The organism is Streptomyces parvus, from assembly GCF_032121415.1.
GTDB lineage: Bacteria > Actinomycetota > Actinomycetes > Streptomycetales > Streptomycetaceae > Streptomyces > Streptomyces globisporus_A.
In genome coordinates this window covers 1763554-1785893 of the sequence record NZ_CP135079.1, presented here as the reverse complement: position 1 = coordinate 1785893, position 22340 = coordinate 1763554, and the positions used below count along the sequence as shown (strand labels likewise).

Genomic DNA, 22340 nt, shown 5'->3' with positions numbered 1-22340 from the left:
CCGCTTCACGCTCCCGCCTCCAGCGCCCCGCGCACCTGGGACACGGTCAGCCACTCCTGCGGGGCGAGGATCTTCGCCGTCTGGGGGGCGAACGCGGGGGAGGAGACCACCACCTGCCCGGTCGGGCCGTCCGCGACGACCTCCCCGTCGGCGAGGATCACCACCCGGTGCGCCAGCTCCGCCGCCAGTTCCACGTCGTGCGTCGCCAGGACGATCGCGTGCCCCTCGGCCGCAAGGCCGCGCAGGACGCCGACGAGCCGGGCCTTCGCCGCGTAGTCGAGGCCCCGCGTCGGCTCGTCCAGCAGCAACAGCGGCGGCCGGCCCGTCAGCACCAGCGCCAGGGCGAGCGCCAGCCGCTGCCCCTCGGACAGGTCCCGGGGGTGGGTGTCGTCCCCGACCCCCGGCAGCAGCTCCGAGACCAGCGCCCGGCAGGTGCCCGCCGCCGCACCCGCGTCCCGGTCGGCGGCGGCGCACTCGGCGGCCACCGTGTCCGCGTACAGCAGATCGCGCGGTTCCTGCGGTACGAGGCCGACCCGGCGCACCATCGCCCGCGGGTCCGTCCGGGCCGGGGCCAGGCCGCCGACGCGCACGGTGCCCGCGGTGGGTTCGATCATGCCGACGAGCGCGCCGAGCAGCGTGGACTTGCCGGCCCCGTTGCGCCCCATCAGGGCCACCGTCTCGCCCGGGGCCACGGTGAGCGTCACCCGCCGCAGCGCCTCGACCCGGCCGCGCCGGACCCCGAGCCCGTCGACGCGGGTGACGGGATCGGCGGCGGCCGGGGTGACCGGGGTGGCGGCCCCTCGTCCCAGCAGCCGGGCGAGGCGTCCGGGGCGTGAGCGCCGAGCTGCGACGGGCGGATGCACACCGGCCGGGCCGGTCACCGTCCCGGGGCCCGGAGACGGCACGGCCTCCGGCGGTACGGGCCCGGGCACCGGTGTCGGGCCAGACCCCGGGCCACCGCCCGTCCGTACGGGCACCGCGGCCCCCGCCAGCCGCTCCCGCAGCCCGCCCGCCCCGCGCCGGGCATCCCGTACCGACAGGGGCAGCGGGTCCCAGCCCGCCAGCAGACCCAGCTCGGCCACCGGCGGCCGGACCGGCGACACCTTCATGATCTCGGCGGGCGGCCCCATCACCGGGGGCGCCCCCGGTGCGGGCAGCAGGACGACCTGGTCCGCGTACTGCACCACCCGCTCCAGCCGGTGTTCGGCCATCAGCACGGTCGTGCCCAGGTCGTGCACCAGCCGCTGGAGCACCGCGAGGACCTCCTCGGCCGCCGCCGGGTCCAGCGCGGAGGTCGGCTCGTCCAGCACCAGCACCTTCGGGTGCGGGGTGAGCACCGAACCGATCGCCACCCGCTGCTGCTGGCCTCCCGACAGGGTCGCGATCGGCCGGTCGCGCAGCTCGGCCAGGCCCAGCAGATCGAGGGTCTCCTCGACCCGGCGGCGCATCACGTCCGGGGCGAGGCCCAGCGACTCCATGCCGTACGCCAGCTCGTCCTCGACGGTGTCCGTGACGAAGTGCGCCGGCGGATCCTGGCCCACGGTTCCGACCAGATCGGCCAGTTCGCGCGGCTTGTGCGTACGGGTGTCGCGGCCGTCCACCGCCACCCGGCCCGACAGCAGTCCGCCCGTGAAGTGCGGGACGAGCCCCGAGACTGTACCCAGCAAAGTCGACTTACCGACACCGGAGGGGCCGACGAGCAGCACGAGTTCGCCCTCGGGCACCGTGAGGTCGACCCCGGACAGCGTGGGGCGCTCCGTCCCCTCGTACCGCACGGAGACCCGCTCGAACCTGATCACGCCTGCTCCTTGCCGCGTTGCGCCGGTCTTTCGGTGGCCCGGATCGACGGCGGTACGGGGGCGGCCAGCGCGGGCAGCAGCCCGATCAACACCGCCGCCGCGGGCCACAGCGGCAGTACCGGCGCGGTCAGCGGTACGACACCGGGGCGCAGCGCCTCGGGGGCCACCGCGCTCGCCCAGATCATCGCCGCCGCGACCGCCGCACCCGAGCACGCCACCAGCCAGGCCCGCACGCCCCACCGGTCCGGGCGGTAGCGCGTACGCACCGAGCGCCGCCCGCCGAGCCGCAGCCCGGCCATCGCGACGACCAGTCCGAACAGCAGCAACGGCAGCCCGTACACCGCACCCTGCGCGGCCAGCAGCCCGTACGTTCCTGCGCACACCCCGAGCAGCCCGCCCAGGGTGAGGACGTTGGTGGTGTGCCGGACGGCCGCCGGGACCTGGGCGGTACGCCCGTACCCCCGCGCGTCCATCGACGCGGCCACGGCCACCGACCGCTCCAGCGCGCCCTCCAGCACGGGCAGCCCGATCTGCGCGACCGCCCGCACGCCGCCGGTCGGCCGCCCCCGCAGCCGGCGCGCGGTGCGCAGCCGGACCACGTCGGCCACCATGTTCGGCGCGAACGTCATCGCGACCACGACGGCGACCCCGGCCTCGTACAGCGCACCGGGCAGCGACTTCAGCAGCCGCGCCGGGTTGGCCAGGGCGTTCGCCGCGCCGACGCAGATCAGCAGGGTGGCCAGCTTCATCCCGTCGTAGAGGGAGAAGACGAGCTGCTCGGCGGTGACCCGGCCGCCGATCCGGACCCCCTGCGCCCAGTCGGGCAGCGGCAGTTCGGGGAGCGTGAACACGGTGTGCGTGCCGGGGATCTGCGAGCCGAGGAAGACGGAGAAGACCAGGCGCAGCGCCACGACGAAGAGCCCGAGCTTGATGAACGCCCCGTACGAACGGGCCCACGGCGCGTCCGTACGCCGGGCCGCCACCACGTACCCGGCCACGCCGACGAGCAGCCCGAGGAGCAGTGGGTTGGTGGTCCGGGAGGCGGCGGTGGCGAGCCCCAGCGCCCACAGCCACCACGCCCCGGCGGGCAGCGCGTTGGCGCGGTCCGCCTCGGGGGCGTGCAGGGCGCGGCGCAGCAGCCGGGCCGGGGCGGCGGTCACCGGCGGCGGCGTGCCTGGGCGACGGCGGCGATGCCGAGCAGCAGAACGGCGCCGATGCCGACGAGGAGCCCTACGGACGGACCGCCGGCGTCACCTTCCTCGCCCTTGTCCTGGTCCTGCTTCCCCTGGTCGTCGGCCGTCTTCGCGGGGTCGGACGGCTTCGCGCCGTCTCTGTCGCCGGACACCTGCTCGCCGCAGCCGGACTTCGGATAGCCGGAGATCGCGCAGAGCATGGCGCTGTCGTCGTACCGCAGCGGCTTCGCCACCGCGGCGAGCGCCTCCGCACTGCTGGCGTCCGGCGCGACCTGGGCGCAGGCCGTCCGCAGGGCGGGCGGCTTCTCCCCGTCCGGAGCGTCCGTGGTCGTCCCCGAGTCGATCACCAGCGCCACCCGCTTCCGGCCGTCCTTCGCCGGGGTGTCCGCACAGATCGCCCCGAAGCCGGGGGCGCGGCGCGGCTGGGCGGCGTCGCCCGAGTCCTCGCTCACGGCGAACCGGAAGCCCTGGACCGTGCCGTCGTCGGGGCGCAGGAGGGACGGCCCCTGGGTGGCGTACTCCCAGTTCTTGCCGTTGCCCTCCCAGAAGGACCAGTAGCGGTATCCGGCGGCCTGGGCGCTTCCTGCGCCGAGCAGGACGGCGGAGGCGGCGACCAGCGCGGCCAACAGGGGGACGAGGGGAACGCGAAGCCGGGCGGAGACCCCTGCACGGCTCCCGGCTGCTTCCTGCGGGGCAGCGCTCACGGCTGCTGCTTCTTCCGGCGCATGCTGAGGAGGAAGCCGATGCCGGTGCCGACGAGCAGCCCGATGCCGATCAGCCACCCCAGGGACAGCCCGCTGTCGTCGCTGTCGGTGCCGCTGGAGGGCTGCGGGCCGGTCGGCGTCGGCGAGGGGAGGGCGGTGGCGGCCGGGGAGGGGCCCATCGAGTTGAGCTGCTTGACGAGGTCGACGCCGCCGAAGCTGCGCGCGTCGGCGCCGGTGGCGTGCGCTGCGAGGATCAGCTGCGCGGTGGCGGCCGGACCGCCCTGCTTCGCCCAGCCGCCGGCGTTCTTCTGCAGCCAGGACACCGACGCCTTGGCCTTGTCCGTGTGCCCGGAGGCGGCGAGCGCGACAACGGCGTCCGCGGTGTTGCCGTAGTCGGGCTGCGGGGCGGAGTCCTCGGCGCCCGGCATCGGGGCCTGCTCCAGATACGGCTGCTTCTTCAGCGTGTCCGCGAGGAAGAAGGCACCGTTCTGGGCGCTCTGCTCCGGGCTGAGGTCGTCGCCCTTCGCGCAGGTGGGGTCCTTGACCGCGCTGGACGTGCCGGAGGCGATGCCCTTGCCCATCAGACCGAGCACGGAGGCCGCGGTGGCGTCCATGTTGGCGGCCGGCTCGCCCTTCTTGCCCGGCTGGTAGGCGAACGCGCCGCCGTCCTTCTCGCCGCAGGCGATCGCCAGGGACTGGAGCGCGGTGTACGGGGTGCTGCCGTTCGCGGTGGTGAGCTCGTTGACCGGGACGCCGGTGCGGGCGAGCGCGCCGATGACGATGGAGGTGGAGTTCGCGTCGGACGGGCTGCCCGGGTTGTAGCCCCAGCCGCCGTCCTCGTTCTGGACGGACTTCAGCCAGTCGGCCCCGTTGTTGGCGTCCTCGCGGCGCTGGTTGATCTCGACGAGGGCCTGGACGGCGACGGCGGTGGCGTTGGTGTCCATGACGGTCGAGGCGTCGCAGGGCTTGGAGGCGTCGCGGTACGAGGTGAACGCCCCGCTGTCGCACTGCTGGCCCACCAGCCAGTCGACCGCCTGCGTCGAGGGCGTGACGTACTCGATCTTCTGCGCGAGGAAGGCGAGCGACTGCCGCCACACCCCGTCGTAGGTGGGGTCCGTCGTGCCGTAGAGCCCGGCCGGCAGATCCGCCGACGGAGAAGGGCTCGGTGCGGCGACCCCCACGGGGGCGGCGACGCCCAGGAGCACGGCGGTGGTCGCGAGCGCGGCTGCGCTGCGGCGTACGGTCATGGCTGGCTGGGCCTCTCCTGCGAGGGCCGGACTCCCCGGGCGCACGAGGGCACCGGGCTCCGGCCCCGTATGCCTCGACGGTGCCGGCCACCGGGGTTCCGGTGGCCCGAGCCGGTCACGCTCCGCGGAGGGCGGTCCGGCTGCCGTCGGGCGGACGGGTCACGGCTGGGGCGCTGCGCCGGAGGTCTCCGGCGTCCCCCGGTACGGGCATGATGACGACCTGCCCACTCTACCGGTCCGTAGGGGAGCGGCCGGGGGCCGCACGTCGCGACGTACGTCACCGGGGCCGTCCTCGGCCGCGCGGGGCTCACACGGCGATGTACGTCACCGGGGCGCGGGCTGCGACGGGGCGGGGTGGCACACGGCGATGTACGTCACCGGGGTCCCGCCCGGGGCGGCCTCCGCGCGGCCGAGCTTCACGAGCCGCCGCAGAGGGGACTCGGCCTCCGACACGGCGATGGACCGCGAACCGTGCGGGATCTGCTCCCAGGGCCGGTTCCACTCCATGCGCTCGGCGAGCTGCCACGGGGTGAGGGGCGTGGCGAGCAGGGCGAGGAGCCCGGTCAGCCGCTCCTCGTGGTGGTCCGGCAGCTCCCGCACCCGCCCGCCCGCGTCGGTGAAGGCGTGCTGGTGCGCGGGCAGCACCTCGGCCACCCCGAGCCGGCCGATCCGCTCCAGCGAGGCGAGGTGGTCGCCCAGCGGATCGGTGACGGCGGTGTCGTCCGGGTCCTCGTACAGCGCTACGGCGAGTTCTTCGAGCACAAGATGATGCACCTGCCCGCCGGCTACCGGGAGGCGCGATGGGCGACCGCTGGCACGCGGAGGTCGACCGCTCGGTCTGCGTCGGCTCCTGCGTGTGCGTCAACCACGCGGGGGACGCCTTCCACCTGGACTCGGCCCGCCAGTCCCGCCCGACGACGGAGCACCGCGACGCGGGCGAACACGTCCTGGCGGCGGCGGAGGGCTGCCCGGTGGAGGCGATCACGCTGACGCTGGCGGGGCCGGGGGAGGTGGTTTTCCCGCCGGAGGACTGCGGGGCGCGGGGCCGTCCGGGCTCAGCTGGGCGAACGCACGATGAACCAGTACGCATCCTCTTCCTCCGACACCGCGCACAGGGAGCGTCCCGTCCGCGGACCACGCGAACGAACTCGGGAGCCCCGGGCGCCGCGGCGATGCGGGAGGGCAGGCCAGGGGGGGGCGATGTCCGATCACCTACGGGTCTGCCCCGCACCACCGGTCCGCCGCGCCCGGGCGGTCCGGGTCAGATCGCCGGTTCGCCCTCCGCCTTCGTCCGGAGCAGGCCCTCCGGTGCCCGGCGCAGTGCTCGGATCGCCGGGACGCTCAGCATCACCGCCAGCAGGGCGCACGACATCACCGACGAGAAGATCAGCACCTCGTTCGCGCCGAACGCGTCCGCCGCCGGGCCCGCCAGGGCTCGGCCCAGGGGGATGACCATGATGGAGCCCGCCACGTCGTACGCCGAGACGCGGCTCAGGACCGTCAGCGGGATGTGCGACTGGACGCTCGTCGCCCACATCACGCCCCAGAACGCGAAGCCGTAACCCGCGATCACGTGGGCGGTCGCCGTGGCCGCGAAGGACCATTCCAGGGCCGGGGCCAGGGGGTTGAGCGCGAAGCAGAGCATGGCCAGGGCGCCCGCCACCAGGGGGCGGCGGGGGCGGACCCGCATGCCGATCAGACCGCCGATGATCGTGCCCGCGCCGTCCGCCGAGGCGATCCAGCCGTACCCGCTCGCCCCGTGCTGCTCGATCATCAGCGCCGCGCCCAGCGGCAGCGCCGGGCCGAACACGAACAGCCCGTACACGGACCAGACCGCGATCACGCCCCACAGCCACTGGCGGGACCGGAACTCCTGCCAGCCCGTCGCCAGCCTGCGCCACATCGGGTCGTCGCCCTCGTCGCGTTCCGTGTGCAGCTTGCGCAGGGGGAGCAGGACCAGCGCGCTGAGCACGTACGCCGCCGCGATGACCACGTACGAGCCCGACACCTGCCAGTACGCGACGAGGATGCCCGCCAGGCCCGGGCCCAGCAGGGTGCTCAGCGCCTCGGAGATCCGCAGCAGCGCGTTGGCCTTCTGGATGTCCTCCGCGACCCGGGGCACCATGCTCGCCATCCCGGGCTGGAACATCGCCGTCGCGGCCCCGCTCAGCGCCATCAGCCCCATGATCTGCCACAGCGGGACGCTGTCGGAGGAGAAGAGGAGCGTGGCCAGCGTGAGCATGGCCAGCATGCGCACCACGTCCGCGCAGATCATCATCAGCTGAGGCGTGAAGCGGTCCGCCAGCACCCCGCCGAACAGCACCAGCAGAACGATCGGGGTCATCCACGCCGCCAGCGCGTACCCGACGCCGCTCGCCCCGTGGCCCGCCCCCAGCACCGCCGTGGTCAGGGAGACCATCAGCATGCCGTCGGCCAGCAGCGACGCGCTGCGGGCCGTGAAGAACAGCCGGAACCGGGGCGACCGCCAGGGGCTCGGCAGCGCGGCGGACTGCTGTGGAAGGGTCGTGTCGTCAACGCTCATGTCACACCTGCCGGCTTCTGCCGGTCCCTTCCTCGATGATCTCCGGCCGACGCCATGCGTCGCTCCGGTCCGGCTCGGTGGGTGGGTTCTCGACCAGTACGTAGCGGTGGGGGGCCAGGACCCCCGAACCGGCGGCCGGGATGAGGGCGGTCAGCGCCCGGTGGGCCTCCGCGGGCGTCAACGAGGTCTCGCCGCGGGCGATGTACGCCGTGAGGCGCGGGTCCGTGCCGGCCGCCCGCTCCGGGCCGTCCGCGCTCCCGTCCGGTCCAGGCTCTTCGACCACCCGCACCGGTAGTCCGCCCACCGCCCGGCCGAGGGTCTCGCGCACGGCGGCCGGCGAGACCCAGCAGCCGTCCACCCGGAGCCAGTCGGGCCCGCGTTCGGCGGGACGTACCCCCGTCACCTCGGCCAGCGCCTCCATCGAAACGTCCCCGGCGGCGGCCGCCTCCAGGAGCAGGACCAGCCCGGAGAGAAACCCCTCCGCCTCCTCGGGGGTGAAGAGCGAGGGGGCGGCCCACAGGGAGATGTGGAGCTGGGGCGCCGTCCGGTAGGTGAAGGCGAGCAGCCGGGTCGGCAGCGTCTGGCGCGGCCCCCAGGCCAGCTCCTGCTCGGCGTCGTCGCGGTCCTGCGCATCGGTGCCCAGGAGCGGGGCGGGCAGGGCGCTCACATCGTTGAACACCACGTCCCGGCCGAAGTGGCTGCCGCGCTCGGCGGTGACCCGGTCGATCATCTCCCACAGCCGTACGGAGTCGAACTGGCTGTGCCGGTAGGCGTTGAGCACCGCCCCCCAGGTCCGGGCGACCAGGGCATCGAAGGCGGGCACCCGGACATCCAGGTGGAGCAGAGCGTCCTGGGACGTGGTGGTCACCGAACGGGCGACCCGGGGGTGGAACCGGTTGGCGCTCGGGACGGCGGTGACGCAGCTGTCCTGGCCCGCCCGGTGGGCCACCAGGGCGCACCAGGCGGCCATCAGCACGGTGGCCTCGGGGTGCCCGGTGCGGCGGGCCGCCGCGGCGAGCGCCCGTCCGCCCCGGCGGGAGCGGAGCGTCAGCTGCCGGGCCTCCTCGTCGGTCCCCGGTCTCCTGCCGCGCGGCTCCGCGAACATCTCCTGCGGCCCGGTGCGGATGATCCGCTCCCAGTACCGCAGGGAAGCCTCCGACTTCCGCAGCCCGGCCGGGGACGCCTCCACGGCGGCCAGGTCGATCGGGGGCAGGGAAGTGAGCCCCGGCAGCTCCTTGCCCGCCAGCAGTTCGGCGAACTCCTCGCGCAGGATGGCCATCGCGCTGCCGTCCGCCACCGCGTGGCTGAACGCCAGCGCCACGTGGACCGGTGCTCCGGCCGCGGTGAGCAGGGTGATCCGCAGCGGGAACTCCCGCTCCAGGGCGAAGCGTCCGGCCCGGGCCGCCCGCGCCACCGACTCCGCGTACCCCGCCGGATCACCGGGGGGTTCGGCGTGGTCGAGCACGGTCACGGTGAACGTGCCCTCCGCCGCCACGACCTGGTCGACCGGTGCGGCGCCCGGCGGGTGCGGGAAGGTGGTGCGCAGCCCCTCGTGCCGTACGGCCAGGGCGCGCAGGGCGTCGGTGACGGCCGCTGAGGTGGTGCCCTCGGGGACGGGCCACACATCGTGGATGTTGATGTGGGTGGGGTCGTCCCGCAGGATGCAGCGGATCATGTTGGCCTGGCCCATGGTGAGGGGGCCCCGGCGCTCGTCACCGCCCGCGTAGGCGACGGTGATCGTCGTGGTCGTGGCGGTGGTCGAGGGGTTCGGGTCCATGGTGTCCTTGCCGACGGCGGGGGTCATCGGGTCACGGCCAGACCCGCTTCGGCGCTCGCACCGGTCAGGGCCTCCCAGTGGTCCATCAGGTGTGCGAAGTCGGCCATGTCGTCGCGGGCCTCGTCCAGGAGGCGGGAGCGACGGCCGGCGAGGGCGTCCGCGACCGTCGTGTAGCGGCCGCCGAGCCGGCGGTAGGCCCGGTCGACGGCGTCGAGGCGGCGGGCGACGTCCGTACGGTCCAGGCTGACGCTGTCCCGGACGAAGCCGGCCACCGTGGACGCCGTGATGTGGCCCTCCGTGTCGAGCAGCGCGTCACCGGCCGCCGCCGTCCTCGCGTACACCGTGTTCAGATACGCCTTCGCCAGAAGGAATTTCGCGAACCGGAGCTGGTACGCGAGGAACCCGGCGTCCGTACGCCGCTCCTCCGTATGGAAGTTCACGATGTGCCGGTTGTGCTGGAGTCCGGGCAGCCGGGCGTCGTGGGTGAGGTGGAGCAGGAAGTAGTCGGTGCCGATGGTGTCGGGTGCCGGCGGCAGCGGGACCCTGCGGTACAGCTCGTGGTCGAAGCCGATGTTGCACATGTCCACGCGCATCGGACTGATGGGGGCGAGCGTGGCGTGGTCGCGGTCGAACGCCCCGTTCCCCGCGCCCCGGAAGGACGCGTCGATCAGATGGTTGCGCCAGATCTCCGGACAGTCCTCGGGCAGCGACAGGCCGACCAGTTCGCCGTACGTGTCCGGGTCGAGGTCGCGGATCTCCGCGACGTCCACCGACATCTCCCCCACGAAGGAGCCGCCCACCACCGCCACCCGCCGGTCGCCCGAGCCGGGTGGCAACTTGCTCCTCGTCGCCGACTGGCGTACGTCGTCGGCCCGTTGGCCCAGGTAGGTGAGTTCCTGGTGGAGGGGGAAGACCGGCCGGCCGTCGACGTACTGGTAGCGGCTGTCGGAGTCCCGGCGGTGGACGGAGGTGCAGCGGAGGGCCTGGGCGATGAGGAACGCCCGGTTGGTGCACGCCCCGTAGGAGACGCGGGACGGCAGCATCAGCTCCAGCAGCCGGTCCGCCGAAGCTCCGGCGGACCGGGTCGCCACCTCGCGCAGGAAAGCCCGCTGCTCGTCCTCGTCGAGGTGGTGGACGGTCACCCCGGGCGACGCGGGCAGCGCGGCCACCGCCTGCCGGTGCTCGGCGAGCACCGGCGCGGGGGAGGAGTCCAGGATCAGGAGGTGTATCTCCGCCCCGAACTCCGCTGCCCCGTCAGCTGCTTCCTCGGCAATCGCCGCGATGGTGCCGGTGCACGCCCGGTGCGTGGGCAGGGTCAGGCAGACGCGGCGCACGAAGGCTCCCCGCTCCGCGCGGCGGGTGCCGAGGCGTCGGCGTCCTCGACCGGGTCCTGCCAGGAGGCCAGCCCCAGCAGGCGGCTGCCCAGCGGGTTCAGCTCGGCCGTCGGGTAGCGCTTGGACTCGTGCAGCACCGGGTCGCCGACGAGGGTGCGGTTCCAGCGCGGGGTCCGCAGATGGCGCCAGGACTCCACCCGGGACGTGCGCAGCCGCTGGTGCTCCTCCAGCGCGGGCATCATCGACAGGTACTGCACGGCCCGCACCCCGTTCTCGGAGAGGTTGCGGGCCACCCCGTGAGCCAGCAGGCCGTTCCAGATCAGCAGGTCACCGGGGCGCAGATCCGGTCGTACGACGGGGAGTTCGTCCCGGTCGATGTCCGGGCGCAAGGGGTCCCGGTCCGCGGGCTGGGCGACCTTCCAGGCGTCGAACTGCCGGAACAGCTCCGGGCAGCACTGGAAGCCGCCCGTCTCCGGCCGGGTGTCGTTGAGCGCGATGATGCCCTGCACCCGCTGCGGCGGCACGGCGAGCGTGGTGTCGATGTCCCAGTGCAGCTCGATGTCGAAGCCCCGGTCCGTTGGTTCGATCAGCGCGCGGTCGCGGTTGCCCCGGTTGGGCGGGTTGAGGTTGAGCCGGTCCAGGGTGACCCACAGCTCCTCGCAGTCCCACACGTCGACGAAGGCGTCGTACACCCGCTGCGACTGCCGGTTGTCCCAGAGGAGTTGGTGGTGGTACGCCTCCACGAAGCCGTAGATGTGCAGTTGCTGGTCCAGCTCGGAGCGCAGCGGCCGGTCCTCGTACCAGCTCTCCGGCCGGTCCGGGTCCAGGCCCTGGAACTCCCAGGTGAAGTCGAGCAGTCGGCGGGCCGTCGCGGCCGGTATCGCCTCTCGGACGATGACGTAGCCGTACGTCTGCCAGTGGGCGAAGTCCTCCTCGGACAGCACCCGCAGCGGACGCGACTTGTCGAGCTCCCGCAGGGCCGTCTGCGCGAGGTAGGCCTCGCCGTCCGCGCTGAAGTACGGGATGTCCGAGGCCGCGCGGTGCAGGCGGGGCCGACGGCGAGGGGCGGGGGTCGTCATGAGGTTCATGGCAGGTTCTTCTCCTCGGCCGGCCGCGCGGCGACCCCGGGGGAGCGGGGTCGCCACGGTCGGCGGGACGGATGGCAGTGCCGTGGTGCGAGGAGCGGTGACCACGTCGATCAGCAGGATTGGTCCAGACCGCCTGGACTGTCAAGTGCCCGGTGCATATGGGGATATGGTGTGCCGTCCTGTCCGCGGTGGCCACGGAACCGATACCTGTCGTTCGGTATTTTTGGTCTAGACAACAAGCGAGCGGCGGGCCTAGTGTCCAAGGGCGTGGTCGGGTCTGTGACGCCCTGTCAACCCGCTTTTCAGAAGGACGCGGTCCCATGAACACATCCAGCATCACGGCCTTGCCGGACATCGAACTGAAGAGCCCCGGTGCCGGGCTGATCACGCTGGACCCGGTCCGCACCGCCCTGCTGCGGGGCCTGGACGACCTGCTGACCGGCCTGGCGGCGCAGCTCTCCGCCCCCGAGGTGGTGGGGCCGCCCCTGCTCTCCGTAGACGGGCTGGCGCGGCTGGACTTCTTCCGCAACTTCCCCCATCTCGGCGTATCCGCCGGCAGGTTCGGCCCGGACGTGCTCGACGGGCTGGCCTCCGGCGGCTCGCCCCGGGATCTCCCGCTCCGGCCGACCGGGCATGTGCTGCCGTCCGCGACCTGCTACGGCCTGCTGCTCTCCCTGGAGGGCGAGGACGTCGGCGAGGACGGGCTGCGGCTCTCGGCGGTCGGCCGCTGCTTCCGCAACGAGACCCACTACGACGGCCTGCGCCGCCTGTGGGGGTTCCATATGCGTGAGGTGCTCTACCTCGGGACCAAGGACGGGGCCACCGAACACCAGGCGCGCGGAGGGGAGTTCGTCCAGGAGGTGGCCGGTCGGCTCGGCCTGGCCCTGACTCGGGCGGCGGCCGACGACCCGTTCTACGACAACGGGGGGTCCCGGGCCCGCCTGATGGCGCTGGACCCGGTCAAGTACGAGTACAGCGCCCCCGACGGTACGGCCATCGCCTCCGTCAACCGGCACCGCAACTTCTTCGGCGAGCGGCTCGGCATCCGCGCCGGCTCCCACGGGTCCGCGTACAGCTCCTGCGTCGCCTTCGGCGTCGAGCGCTGGGTGCACGCGATGATCCTCGCCCACGGCACGGCCGAGCGGGCGCTGGAGCGGCTCCGGACCGCCACCGGATCCTGACCCCCTCGGCGGCCGGAACGGTTCGGTCACCAGAACAGCAAGAGGAGCGATTTCCCCCATGGATCAGGTCTCAGCGTGGCTCCACGAGAAGAACCCCGGCCTCGACGGCCCGATCGGCGTGGACGAGGACCTCATCGAAGCCCGCCTCATCGACTCGATGGACTTCCTGGAGTTCATCGATCTTCTGGAGGAGATCTCGGGCAGCAGCATCGATCTGCAGGAGGTCACCATCGACGACTTCCGCACCCTCGCCCGCGTCAAGGAGCGCTTCCTCGACCCGGCCGGCCACGCGGAGGTCCCGGCCGGGTGAGCGCGGGGCCGACCGCTGCGTACGGGCAGCACGCGGCCCCCGTCGCGCTGGTCGCCACCACCGCCGAGGTGCTGGCCCACCCGGAGCTGGACGAGCGCCTGCTCGCCCCGTGGGAGCGACGCAGACTCGCAGGCATCCGGGTGCCCGCCCGACGCGACGACGTGGTGGCGGCCCGGCTGCTGCTGCGGCTGTGCGCCTCCCGGGTCACCGGGCTGCCGCCCGGGGACGTCGCGCCGGCCCAGCGCTGCCCCGGGTGCGGGCGGGACGGGCACGGTCGGCCGTATCTCCCGGACCGCCCGGGCCTTGGCGCCAGTTTCAGCCACGCCGACGGTCTGGCCGCGGCGGTGGTCGGGCCGGGCCCGGTCGGTATCGACGTGGAGCCCCTGACGCGTCGGCCGGGGCCCGTCTCGGTACTGAGACGGCTGCTGCCGCACGACGAGGTGGACGCCGCCTGCGCCGAGCCCGATCCCGGTCCGGCGCTGCTGCGGTTGTGGGTCCGGCGGGAGGCGTTGTTCAAGGCGGGGAGGAACGACGTCCGGCTGACCGAATGGACGGACCGGCGCCGCGCCGCCGTGGTGGCCGTGACCGGCGCGGGCCCCTCGGAGAGCCGTCCCGCCGATGCCCTGCCCTCCGGTTCGGATTCGGGCCCGGCCCCACCCCTGGGGCCCGGCCCGGCACTGCTCCTCGGGCCCGCCCCGGACCGGCCTCTCAGTCCGGCCCCGTCTCCCGCCCCGGCTCCGCCGTCAGGTCGATGAGGCGGCAGACCGTCTCGATGTCGATCTTCACCTGGGCGATCGACGCCCGGCCCGACAGCCAGGTGATCAGCGCCGAGTGCCAGGTGTGCTCGATGACCCGGACCGCCGAGAGCTGCTCCGGGTTCGGGTGCTCCAGGCCCATCGCGTCCAGGATGATCGCCGTGGTGAGCCGGGAGACGGTGTCCACTTCGGGGCTCACGCTGCGGTCGGCGAAGGTGAGGGCGCGGACCATGGCGTCCGCGAGGTGCGGTTCGCGCTGGAGGGCGCGGAAGGCGCGCATCAGCGTCTCGGCCACCCGCCGGGCCGCGTCGTCACCGGCCGGCGGGCGCTTGCGGAGTGTGGTGTGCAGGTGCTGGAGCTGGTCCTGCATGGTCGCGACCAGCAGATGGATCTTGGACGGGAAGTAGCGGTAGAGCGTCCCCAGGGCGACCCCGGCGGCCTCGGCCACCTCCCGCATCTGCACCGCCTCGAACCCGCCCCGGCTGGCCAGCTGGGCGCTGGCGTGCAGGATGCGGCGGCGGCGGGCCTCCTGGCGCTCGGTCAGCGCAGCCGCTGCCGCTCTGGCGTCCCCGGTCATGCTGTCCCCGTTCCACGATCCACGATCCATGGCTTGATCCGCCCGAACGGGCGAAGCGGGCCGTCCGGGCGCGCACAGCATGCCAGGGGCGTCCGTGGTGGCGCGAATCACCTGATCCGGCCGTTCCGCGGACGCTACCTGCCGGTAGATTCGATGCACGTCGAGCGATCAAGTAGGAAACTTGTTCAGCAAGTCTGAAACTTGTTCTAGATTAGCGCGACCGGTTACGCTCCGGCGAACACGCAGTCAGAAGGGGGCCGAGTGTGACCGCTGAGGCCGTGGAGACAGGCCCCCGCACGGGCGACGGCAGCATCGCCGGGACCGGCGACCGGCCGTTGCGCATCGCACTCCTCACCTACAAGGGCAATCCGTTCTGCGGCGGCCAGGGTGTCTACGTCCGCCACCTCGGGCGCGAGCTGGCCCGCCTCGGCCACAGCGTCGAGGTGATCGGCGCGCAGCCCTACCCGGTGCTCGACGAGGGCGTTCCGCTCACCGAGCTGCCCAGCCTCGACCTCTATCGGCAGCCCGACCCCTTCCGCACCCCGAAGCGCGGCGAGTACCGCGACTGGATCGACCTCGCCGAGGTCGCCACCATGTGGACCGGCGGCTTCCCGGAACCGCTCACCTTCAGCCTGCGCGCCCGCCGCCACCTGCTGGCCCGGCGGGGCGAGTTCGACGTCGTCCACGACAACCAGACCCTCGGTTACGGGCTCCTCGGCGACCTCGGGGCGCCGCTGGTGACGACGATCCACCACCCCATCACCGTGGACCGCAGGCTCGACCTGGCCGCCGCGACCAGCCGCCGCCGCCGTGCCTCCGTACGCCGCTGGTACGCCTTCACCCGGATGCAGAAGCGGGTCGCCCGCAAGCTGGACACCGTTCTCACCGTCTCCGGCTCCTCCCGCGACGAGATCGTCGAGGACCTCGGTGTACGCAAGGACCGGATCAGCGTCGTCCACATCGGCGCCGACACCGACCTGTGGTCGCCCGACGCCTCCGTCCCCGAGGTCCCGGGCCGCATCGTCACGACCTCCAGCGCCGACGTCCCCCTCAAGGGCCTCGTCCACCTCGTCGACGCGCTCGCCAAGCTGCGCACCGAGAACCCCGCCGCCCACCTCGTCGTCGTCGGCAAGCGCGCCGAGGACGGGCCGGTCGCCCGCGCGATCGAGCGGCACGGGCTCGCGGACGCCGTCGAGTTCGTCAAGGGCATCAGCGACGCCGAGCTGGTCGACCTGGTGCGCAGCGCCCAGGTCTCCTGCGTGCCCTCGCTGTACGAAGGTTTCTCGCTGCCCGCCGCCGAGGCCATGGCCACCGGCACCCCGCTCGTCGCCACCACCGGCGGGGCGATCCCCGAGGTCTCCGGCCGCGACGGGGAGACCTGCCTCGCGGTGGAGCCCGGCGACGCGGACGCGCTGGCCGGTGCGCTGGCCCGGCTGCTGGCCGACCCGGAGCTGCGCGCCCGGCTCGGCGCGGCGGGCCGCGAACGGGTGCTGGCCAACTTCACCTGGGCCAGGGCGGCGGCCGGAACGGCCGAGCTGTACCGTCAGGCGATCACCGCCCGCGGAGTCCGCAGGTGACCGCCGATCCCCGGACGGCCGCGCGCCACCGGGAGGCCGTGGACCCGTTCGTCGCAACCCGTACCTCCGACCTCGAAGGCAGGCCCTCGTGCTGACCGTCGACTTCACCCGCTTCCCGCTCGCCGCCGGCGACCGAGTGCTCGACCTGGGCTGCGGTGCCGGCCGGCATGCCTTCGAGTGCTACCGGCGCGGAGCGCAGGTCGTCGCCCTCGACCAGAACGGCGAGGAGATCCGCGAGGTCGCCAAGTGGTTCGCCGCGATGAAGGAGGCCGGCGAGGCCCCCGAGGGCGCCACCGCCACCGCGATGGAGGGCGACGCCCTCAACCTGCCGTTCCCCGACGACTCCTTCGACGTCGTGATCATCTCCGAGGTCATGGAGCACATCCCGGACGACAAGGGCGTCCTCGCCGAGATGGTCCGGGTGCTCAGGCCGGGCGGCCGGATAGCGATCACCGTCCCGCGCTACGGTCCCGAGAAGATCTGCTGGACGCTCTCCGACGCGTACCACGAGGTCGAGGGCGGCCACATCCGCATCTACAAGGCCGACCAGCTCCTCGCCCGGATCCGCGAGGCCGGGCTCAAGCCGTACGGCACCCACCACGCGCACGCCCTGCACTCGCCGTACTGGTGGCTCAAGTGCGCCTTCGGCGTCGACAACGACAAGGCGCTGCCGGTGCGGGCGTACCACAAACTGCTGGTCTGGGACATCATGAAGAAGCCGCTCGCGACCCGGGTCGCCGAGCAGCTGCTCAACCCGGTCGTCGGCAAGAGCTTCGTCGCGTACGCCACCAAGCCGCACCTTCCGAAGGCCGAGGCGTGAGCACCCCCGAACAGACCGAACACCTGGTTCTGCCCGGCGTCCTGACGGCGTCTCAGGCCGCTGAGACGGTCGCCGCGATCGCCGCCGTACAGCGGGAGGACGGGGCGCTGCCCTGGTTCCGGGGGCACCACCTCGACCCGTGGGACCACACCGAGGCCGCGATGGCCCTGGACGCGGCCGGCGAGCACGAGGCCGCAGCCCGCGCCTACGAGTGGCTCGCCCGCAACCAGAACGGCGACGGCTCCTGGTACGCCGCCTACCACGACGGCGATCCGCTCCGGCCGACGGACCGGAGCCTGGAGAGCAACTTCTGCGCGTACGTGGCCGTCGGTGTCTGGCACCACTACCTCGCCACCGGCGACGACGCGTTCGTCGACCGGATGTGGCCGACGGTCTACGCGGCGGTCGAGTTCGTGCTCCGGCTCCAGCAGCCCGGCGGCCAGATCGGCTGGAAGCGGGAGCCCGACGGCACCCCGGTCGTCGACGCGCTGCTGACCGGATCCTCCTCGATCCACCAGGCGCTGCGCTGTGCGCTGGCCATCGCCGAGCGCCGCGAGGAACCGCAGCCCGACTGGGAGTTGGCGACCGGTGCGCTGGCCCACGCGATCCGCAGCCACCCCGAGCGGTTCCTCGACAAGAACCGCTACTCGATGGACTGGTACTACCCGGTCCTCGGCGGCGCCGTCACCGGGACCGAGGCCACCGCCCGCATCCAGGAGGGCTGGGACCGCTTCGTCGTCCCCGGCCTCGGGGTGCGCTGCGTGCTGCCCAACCCGTGGGTGACGGGCGGCGAGAGCTGTGAACTCGCCCTGGCCCTCTGGATGACGGGCGAGTCGGACCGGGCCCTGGAGATCCTCCAGTCCGTCCAGCATCTGCGGGCCGAGGGCGGGCTGTACTGGACGGGGTACGTCTTCGAAGGCAACAAGGCCGTCTGGCCCGAGGAGTTGACCACCTGGACGGCGGGCTCCCTGCTGCTCGCGGTGGCCGCGCTCGGGGGGGACGAGGCGACCACCGCGGTTTTCGGCGGCGAGCGGCTGCCGGTCGGCCTGGAGCCGGACTGCTGCCGCTGAACACCGCTTCGGGCGGCGCCGGTTCAGCGACGGAGCCGGCCCGCCACGGCGTGCCCGATGAAGAGGTAGACCGCCGCCGCGAGACCGTAACCGGCGACCACGTTCGCCCATGTGCGGTCGAACGTGAACAGGTCGTACGACCAGCCGGCCAGCCAGCGGGCCGAGTCGTGCACCCACTGCACGAAGTCGTTGCCGCGGTTGGCGTCCAGCAGGTACATCAGGATCCAGAGGATGATGATGAAGGCCAAGATGTCGGCCACGACGGCGATGACGCGTGCCGCTGAGCTGCTTCCTGAACGGGTTCTGGGAGACATGGAACTCTGGTTGCCGCTTTACGCAGGGTGAAACCCGGACGCCCCGCGCCGAGTGGCCGCCGCCCGGGGAGCGGGCGAGTCCGGGCGGAAGTGTCGAGATTCGTCACTCTCGGTCATGATGCCCCGCAGTGCCCCGTTCCGTACCGCTCCGCCGTACCCCGGCCGAGCGGCAGGAACGCGGGCAAGGACGCGGGCGCCGAGGTGACGGACAAGGCTCCCTCCACCTCCCGGCTGACCGGGGAGCGCCGGGGCGGATATCCGGATGATCATCCCGGGTTCCCCGGTTAAGGTGCCGCATGACGTCTCTCTCCCACGACCGCTACTGCGACGAGATCCTGGCCCAGACCGACGCCCTGCGCGCGGTGCTGACCGGTGCCGATCTCACCGCGACCGTTCCCACCTGCCCCGACTGGACCCTCCGTGAGCTCGCGGTGCACGTCGGCGGCGCGCACCGCTGGGTCGGCGAGATCGTCCGGACCCGGGCTTGTGAGGAGTTCCCGGAGGACAAGGTGCCCGGATTCGCGGGACCGGAGAGTGCGGACCCGGCCGCGCTGGACGCCTGGCTCGCCGAGGGTGCGGCCGCCACCGTCGCCGCGTTGCGGGAAGCCGGGCCGGACACCGAGGTGTGGACGTGGGTGACGGAGCGGCGTACGGCCTTCTGGGCGCGCCGCATGACGCACGAGACGGCCGTGCACCGGGCGGACGCGGCGCTCGCCGCCCGCGCCCCGTACGAGGTCGACGCCGAGGTGGCCGCCGACACCATCGACGAGTGGCTGGGCATCGTCGCCCTGGCCCAGGAGGAAGGCGACCCGGAGGCGGCGGAACTGCGGGGCGGCGGGCGCTCGTTGCATCTGCACGCCACCGACGTGCCCGGCGCGGAGTGGCTGATCGAGTTCGGCGACGACCGCTTCACCTGGCGGCACGCGCACGACAAGGCCACGGTCGCGCTGCGCGGCACGCTCACCGATCTGATGCTCGTCTTCAACCGGCGTCTGAAGCCGACCGGTTCACGGGTCGAGGTGCTCGGTGACGCGACGCTGCTGGACTTCTGGCTGGACCGGTCCTCGTTCGGCTGAGCCGGCCCCAGGAGCCGAGTTCCGCCAGGACCCGGAGCGTGTGCGGGTCCGGGGCGGTGGCCAGCGGATCCGTCACCGGGCCCGTGCGCCACAGCTCCAGCCGCTCGGCGATGCGGGCGCGCGGCCCGATCAGCGAGATCTCGTCGGCGAACGCGTCCGGCACCGCCCGCACCACCGCCTCCTTGCGGCCCTGGAGGAACAGCTCCTGGATCCGCCGGGCCTCCTCCTCGACCCCCATGCGGGCCATCAGGCCGGCGTGGAAGTTGCGGGCCGCGTGCCCTCGTAGCCGAGCGCGAGTCCGAGCCGCATACCGTTCCCTCCAACCGTGACTGACGGAACGTCAGAAACGTCGGGTGCGGGGTGGACTGTACGACAACGGCCCCCCGCCCGGAAGGGCGGGGGGCCGCGGTGCACGCGTCGGGGATCAGCCGCGCTGGATGCCCGTGGTGTCCTGGAGGACGCCGCGACGGCCGTCCTGCGTCTGGGCGATCAGGCTCTGGCCGCGCTGCTCCACCGCGAGGTACCAGGTGCCCGGCGCCAGCTCGGCGATCGGGTTCGGCGAACCGTCCTCGCCGTACAGCGGGCGCGCCACGGGAACGGCGAACCAGAACGGGGTGAAGTCACCCGCCGGGGCCGCGCCGCCCTGCGCGGGCTGCTGGGCCTGGGCCTGCTGCGCCTGCGCCGGGTCGGCCTGGGCGGGCTGGCCCTGCTGGGGCGCGCCCGGGTAACCGTAACCCTGGCTCGGCTGGGCGCCGTACGGCGTCTGCTGCTGGCCGCCCGGGAAGCCGTAGCCCTGACCGGGCTGTGCGCCGTACGGCTGCTGGCCGCCCTGCAGGCCCTGTGCCGGGGAGGCCGGGCTGAGGAGCGGGGCCTTGAGGAAGGGCACCAGCGGTCCGGCGATCGCGCCACCGGCGAGCACGATGGTGGCGAGCAGGCCGAGGATCAGGCCGGCGCCGGCGCTGCTGATGTCGAGGATCGTCCAGAAGGCGGTCCACAGGGCGAAGACGGTGAGCGCCGCACCGAACTGGCCGAGGTCCAGCCCGACGACCTTGCGGCCCGGCATCGTACGGCTGATGATCACCAGCGCCGCCGCGATGACTCCGCCGAGGTAGACGCTCATCAGGATGCCGAGCGAGTCCCAGGCGTTCGGGTTGTCGATCCGGGAGCAGTCGATGCCCTGCGGGCAGTAGCTGGAGTAGTCGAGGAAAGAGGCGATGAACAGCACGACCGCTGCTCCGATCACCACGCCGTCGCCTCGTGTGAGGGATCGGATATTCACGTGAAGGTCCTTAGTCGGTCGTCTCGTCGGGGCGGTCGTCGCTGTTGCCGGTGCGGCTCGAAGCTCGGGAGCGGCTCCCCATCGTACGGATGAATCTATCGTCTGCCCGGGCGGGTTGCCCCCCAGCCCGGACCATGAACGGTTATCCCCCCAATATCACCGCAGAACTACCCCTTCAGGTAGCTGGTAATGCCGTCGGCCAGTCCCTGGGCCGCCTTCTGCCGCCAGCGCGCGGCGGTGAGCAGTGCGGCGTCCTTCGGATCACGCATATTGCCGCATTCGACGAACACTTTGGGCACGGTCGACAGATTCAGTCCACCGAGATCATCGCGGGTGTCCAGGCCGGTATTTCCGCCGATGTAATTGGAAGGCGCGCTTCCGGTCGTGCGGGCGAAGTGTTCCGCGATCCTCGCGCCGAGATCGGCGGAACTCTTCACGATCTTCGAGGTGTCGGCCCCGCCGCCTTCGACCCCGGCGGGCAGGATCACATGGAACCCCCGGTTGCCCACCGCGGATCCGTCGGCGTGCACCGAGACCACCGCGTCGGCCTTCGCCTCGTTCCCGATCCGGGCCCGCTCGTCGATGCACGGCCCGAACGGCCGGTCCGCGTCGTGCGTCAGCCGGACCCGGGCGCCCTCGGCCTCCAGCAGTGCGCCCAGCCGGTGGGAGACGTCGAGGGTGAACCGGGCCTCCGCGTAACCGTCGTTCGTCGCCGTCCCGGTCGTATCGCACTCCTTGCGGCCGGTGCCGATGTCGACCTGCTTGTTGATCTCCCGGGTGTGATCGCGGTTACCCGGGTTGTGACCGGGGTCGATCACCACGGTCCGGCCGGTCAGCGGGCCCTTCGCCGGTGGCCTGGGAGGGGTGGGGGAGGCGGCGTCCGCGCCGGGGCGGGGCGAGGCCGCACCGGCCTCGCCGGTCTCCGGGCCGCCGCCGCATCCGGCGGTCAGACATACGGCGGCCAGCGCGGCGGCCACGGACAGGGGCCGGGCGCGGCGAGTGGGGGGAGGGCTGTCGTCGTGCGGCACCCGGCGATGCTACCTATCCGGCTGTCCGGGCGGTCAGATTCCGGCGTCCGTGCGGCGCAGTACGCGCAGCGAGTCCGTCACCGACACCTCCGTGAACGCCCCGGAGGTCAGTGCCCGCCGGTAGATCCGGTACGGGGCCTGCCCGCCGTCGGCCGGGTCGGGGAAAACGTCGTGGATCACCAGCAGCCCGCCCTCGACGACATGCGGGGACCAGCCGTCGTAGTCGGCGTTCGCGTGCTCGTCGGTGTGCCCGCCGTCGATGAAGACGAGCCCGAGCGGTCCGCTCCACACGGCGGCGACCTGCGGGGAACGCCCGACGAGCGCCACCACGTGGTCCTCCAGGCCGGCCCGGCGCAGGGTGCGGCGGAAGGTCGGCAGCGTGTCCATCAGCCCGACCTCCGGGTCCACCACGCTCGGGTCGTGGTACTCCCAGCCCGGCTGCTGCTCCTCGCTGCCCCGGTGGTGGTCCACGGTGAGCGCGGTCACGCCGGCACCCCGCGCCGCGTCCGCCAGCAGGATCGCGGAGCGTCCGCAGTACGTGCCCACCTCCAGCAGCGGCAGCCCGAGCGCACCGGCCTCGGTGGCGGCGGCGTAGAGGGCGAGGCCCTCGTGGACCGGCATGAAGCCCTTGGCGGCCTCGAACGCGGCGAGGATCTCCGGCCCGGGTCC

20 protein-coding genes and 3 pseudogenes are annotated in these 22340 nt (G+C 73.2%); 8 read left to right on the top strand and 15 right to left on the bottom strand.

What is annotated here, in order from left to right; genetic code table 11:
- Positions 1–5: 5 nt before the first annotated feature.
- The 5 genes and pseudogenes from RNL97_RS09170 to RNL97_RS09150 form a co-directional block, all read right to left on the bottom strand.
- Positions 6–1799, bottom strand: coding sequence for an ABC transporter ATP-binding protein (locus tag RNL97_RS09170; protein WP_030584072.1), 1794 nt, complete (start codon positions 1797–1799; stop codon positions 6–8).
- Entirely contained in the window at positions 1796–2959 is a 1164-nt protein-coding gene (locus tag RNL97_RS09165; protein WP_030584065.1) for an energy-coupling factor transporter transmembrane component T, read from the bottom strand. Before RNL97_RS09165 ends, RNL97_RS09170 begins: the two co-directional genes overlap by 4 nt.
- A complete protein-coding gene (locus RNL97_RS09160) occupies positions 2956–3696 on the bottom strand; it encodes an SCO2322 family protein (RefSeq protein ID WP_030584061.1) in 741 nt (246 codons plus the stop codon). The genes RNL97_RS09165 and RNL97_RS09160 overlap by 4 nt, the downstream gene beginning before the upstream one ends.
- Positions 3693–4943, bottom strand: coding sequence for a prenyltransferase/squalene oxidase repeat-containing protein (locus tag RNL97_RS09155; RefSeq protein ID WP_030584056.1), 1251 nt, complete (start codon positions 4941–4943; stop codon positions 3693–3695). The genes RNL97_RS09160 and RNL97_RS09155 overlap by 4 nt, the downstream gene beginning before the upstream one ends.
- 324 nt (positions 4944–5267) lie before the next feature.
- Positions 5268–5687: pseudogene (locus RNL97_RS09150) on the bottom strand (MBL fold metallo-hydrolase); the annotation flags it as partial.
- 56 nt (positions 5688–5743) lie between these two features.
- On the opposite strand from RNL97_RS09150, the pseudogene RNL97_RS09145 reads away from it, so the two are divergent.
- Positions 5744–5974 (top strand): annotated as a pseudogene (locus RNL97_RS09145) (ferredoxin); the annotation flags it as partial.
- A gap of 230 nt (positions 5975–6204) precedes the next feature.
- Here the strand turns inward: RNL97_RS09145 and RNL97_RS09140 are convergent.
- Genes RNL97_RS09140 through RNL97_RS09125 form a run of 4 tightly spaced genes read right to left on the bottom strand, consistent with a single transcriptional unit; the run spans position 6205 to position 11684 of the window.
- Positions 6205–7485: an MFS transporter gene (locus RNL97_RS09140; protein ID WP_313750556.1), complete on the bottom strand. Its 1281-nt coding sequence runs from the start codon at positions 7483–7485 to the stop codon at positions 6205–6207.
- Position 7486: 1 nt separating this feature from the next.
- Positions 7487–9289 (bottom strand): condensation domain-containing protein, encoded by a 1803-nt coding sequence (locus RNL97_RS09135; RefSeq protein WP_243313918.1) that lies wholly within the window; start codon positions 9287–9289, stop codon positions 7487–7489.
- On the bottom strand, positions 9286–10596 hold the full coding sequence (locus tag RNL97_RS09130) for a DUF6271 family protein (protein ID WP_313750555.1): 1311 nt from the start codon (positions 10594–10596) through the stop codon (positions 9286–9288). The genes RNL97_RS09135 and RNL97_RS09130 overlap by 4 nt, the downstream gene beginning before the upstream one ends.
- The gene (locus tag RNL97_RS09125) at positions 10578–11684 is read right to left on the bottom strand and encodes a phytanoyl-CoA dioxygenase family protein (protein ID WP_030584048.1); all 1107 of its coding nucleotides are present in this window, start codon (positions 11682–11684) and stop codon (positions 10578–10580) included. The genes RNL97_RS09130 and RNL97_RS09125 overlap by 19 nt, the downstream gene beginning before the upstream one ends.
- Before the next feature lie 320 nt (positions 11685–12004).
- Between RNL97_RS09125 and RNL97_RS09120 the strand changes: the two genes are divergently transcribed.
- The 3 genes from RNL97_RS09120 to RNL97_RS09110 are packed head-to-tail and all read left to right on the top strand — an operon-like array spanning position 12005 to position 13930.
- Positions 12005–12865 carry a class-II aminoacyl-tRNA synthetase family protein gene (locus RNL97_RS09120; protein WP_030584045.1) on the top strand — a complete coding sequence of 287 codons (861 nt, stop codon included), beginning with the start codon at positions 12005–12007 and terminating at the stop codon, positions 12863–12865.
- A gap of 58 nt (positions 12866–12923) precedes the next feature.
- Positions 12924–13175: a hypothetical protein gene (locus RNL97_RS09115; protein WP_030584042.1), complete on the top strand. Its 252-nt coding sequence runs from the start codon at positions 12924–12926 to the stop codon at positions 13173–13175.
- Complete coding sequence (locus RNL97_RS09110) at positions 13172–13930, top strand: 4'-phosphopantetheinyl transferase family protein (protein ID WP_313750554.1); 759 nt, start codon at positions 13172–13174, stop codon at positions 13928–13930. Before RNL97_RS09115 ends, RNL97_RS09110 begins: the two co-directional genes overlap by 4 nt.
- Here the strand turns inward: RNL97_RS09110 and RNL97_RS09105 are convergent.
- Positions 13884–14507, bottom strand: a complete 624-nt coding sequence (locus RNL97_RS09105) for a TetR family transcriptional regulator (protein ID WP_032765611.1) — start codon at positions 14505–14507, stop codon at positions 13884–13886. The two genes, RNL97_RS09110 and RNL97_RS09105, sit on opposite strands and share 47 nt — an antisense overlap.
- A 263-nt stretch (positions 14508–14770) precedes the next feature.
- Here RNL97_RS09105 and RNL97_RS09100 point away from each other — a divergent pair, with 263 nt between their 5' ends.
- The 3 genes from RNL97_RS09100 (at position 14771) to RNL97_RS09090 (ending at position 17974) form a co-directional block, all read left to right on the top strand.
- Entirely contained in the window at positions 14771–16084 is a 1314-nt protein-coding gene (locus RNL97_RS09100) for a glycosyltransferase family 4 protein (RefSeq protein ID WP_030584034.1), read from the top strand.
- 88 nt (positions 16085–16172) lie between these two features.
- Complete coding sequence (locus RNL97_RS09095; protein WP_030584022.1) at positions 16173–16904, top strand: class I SAM-dependent methyltransferase; 732 nt, start codon at positions 16173–16175, stop codon at positions 16902–16904.
- On the top strand, positions 16901–17974 hold the full coding sequence (locus RNL97_RS09090; protein ID WP_243313915.1) for a prenyltransferase/squalene oxidase repeat-containing protein: 1074 nt from the start codon (positions 16901–16903) through the stop codon (positions 17972–17974). Before RNL97_RS09095 ends, RNL97_RS09090 begins: the two co-directional genes overlap by 4 nt.
- 23 nt (positions 17975–17997) lie before the next feature.
- Here the strand turns inward: RNL97_RS09090 and RNL97_RS09085 are convergent, their stop codons facing one another.
- Positions 17998–18288: a hypothetical protein gene (locus RNL97_RS09085; protein ID WP_078652041.1), complete on the bottom strand. Its 291-nt coding sequence runs from the start codon at positions 18286–18288 to the stop codon at positions 17998–18000.
- 296 nt (positions 18289–18584) lie between these two features.
- On the opposite strand from RNL97_RS09085, the gene RNL97_RS09080 reads away from it, so the two are divergent.
- Positions 18585–19364, top strand: a complete 780-nt coding sequence (locus tag RNL97_RS09080; protein WP_030584014.1) for a maleylpyruvate isomerase family mycothiol-dependent enzyme — start codon at positions 18585–18587, stop codon at positions 19362–19364.
- 10 nt (positions 19365–19374) lie between these two features.
- Here the strand turns inward: RNL97_RS09080 and RNL97_RS09075 are convergent.
- From RNL97_RS09075 to RNL97_RS09060, 4 genes and pseudogenes are all read right to left on the bottom strand, one after another.
- A pseudogene (locus RNL97_RS09075) lies at positions 19375–19644 on the bottom strand (LLM class F420-dependent oxidoreductase); the annotation flags it as partial.
- A gap of 144 nt (positions 19645–19788) precedes the next feature.
- Positions 19789–20643 (bottom strand): DUF5336 domain-containing protein, encoded by an 855-nt coding sequence (locus RNL97_RS09070; RefSeq protein WP_030584008.1) that lies wholly within the window; start codon positions 20641–20643, stop codon positions 19789–19791.
- Between the two features lie 167 nt (positions 20644–20810).
- Complete coding sequence (locus tag RNL97_RS09065) at positions 20811–21671, bottom strand: N-acetylmuramoyl-L-alanine amidase (RefSeq protein ID WP_030584005.1); 861 nt, start codon at positions 21669–21671, stop codon at positions 20811–20813.
- A 33-nt stretch (positions 21672–21704) separates the two neighbouring features.
- Positions 21705–22292: a class I SAM-dependent methyltransferase gene (locus tag RNL97_RS09060; protein WP_234313405.1), complete on the bottom strand. Its 588-nt coding sequence runs from the start codon at positions 22290–22292 to the stop codon at positions 21705–21707.
- Between the last annotated feature and the right edge of the window lie 48 nt (positions 22293–22340).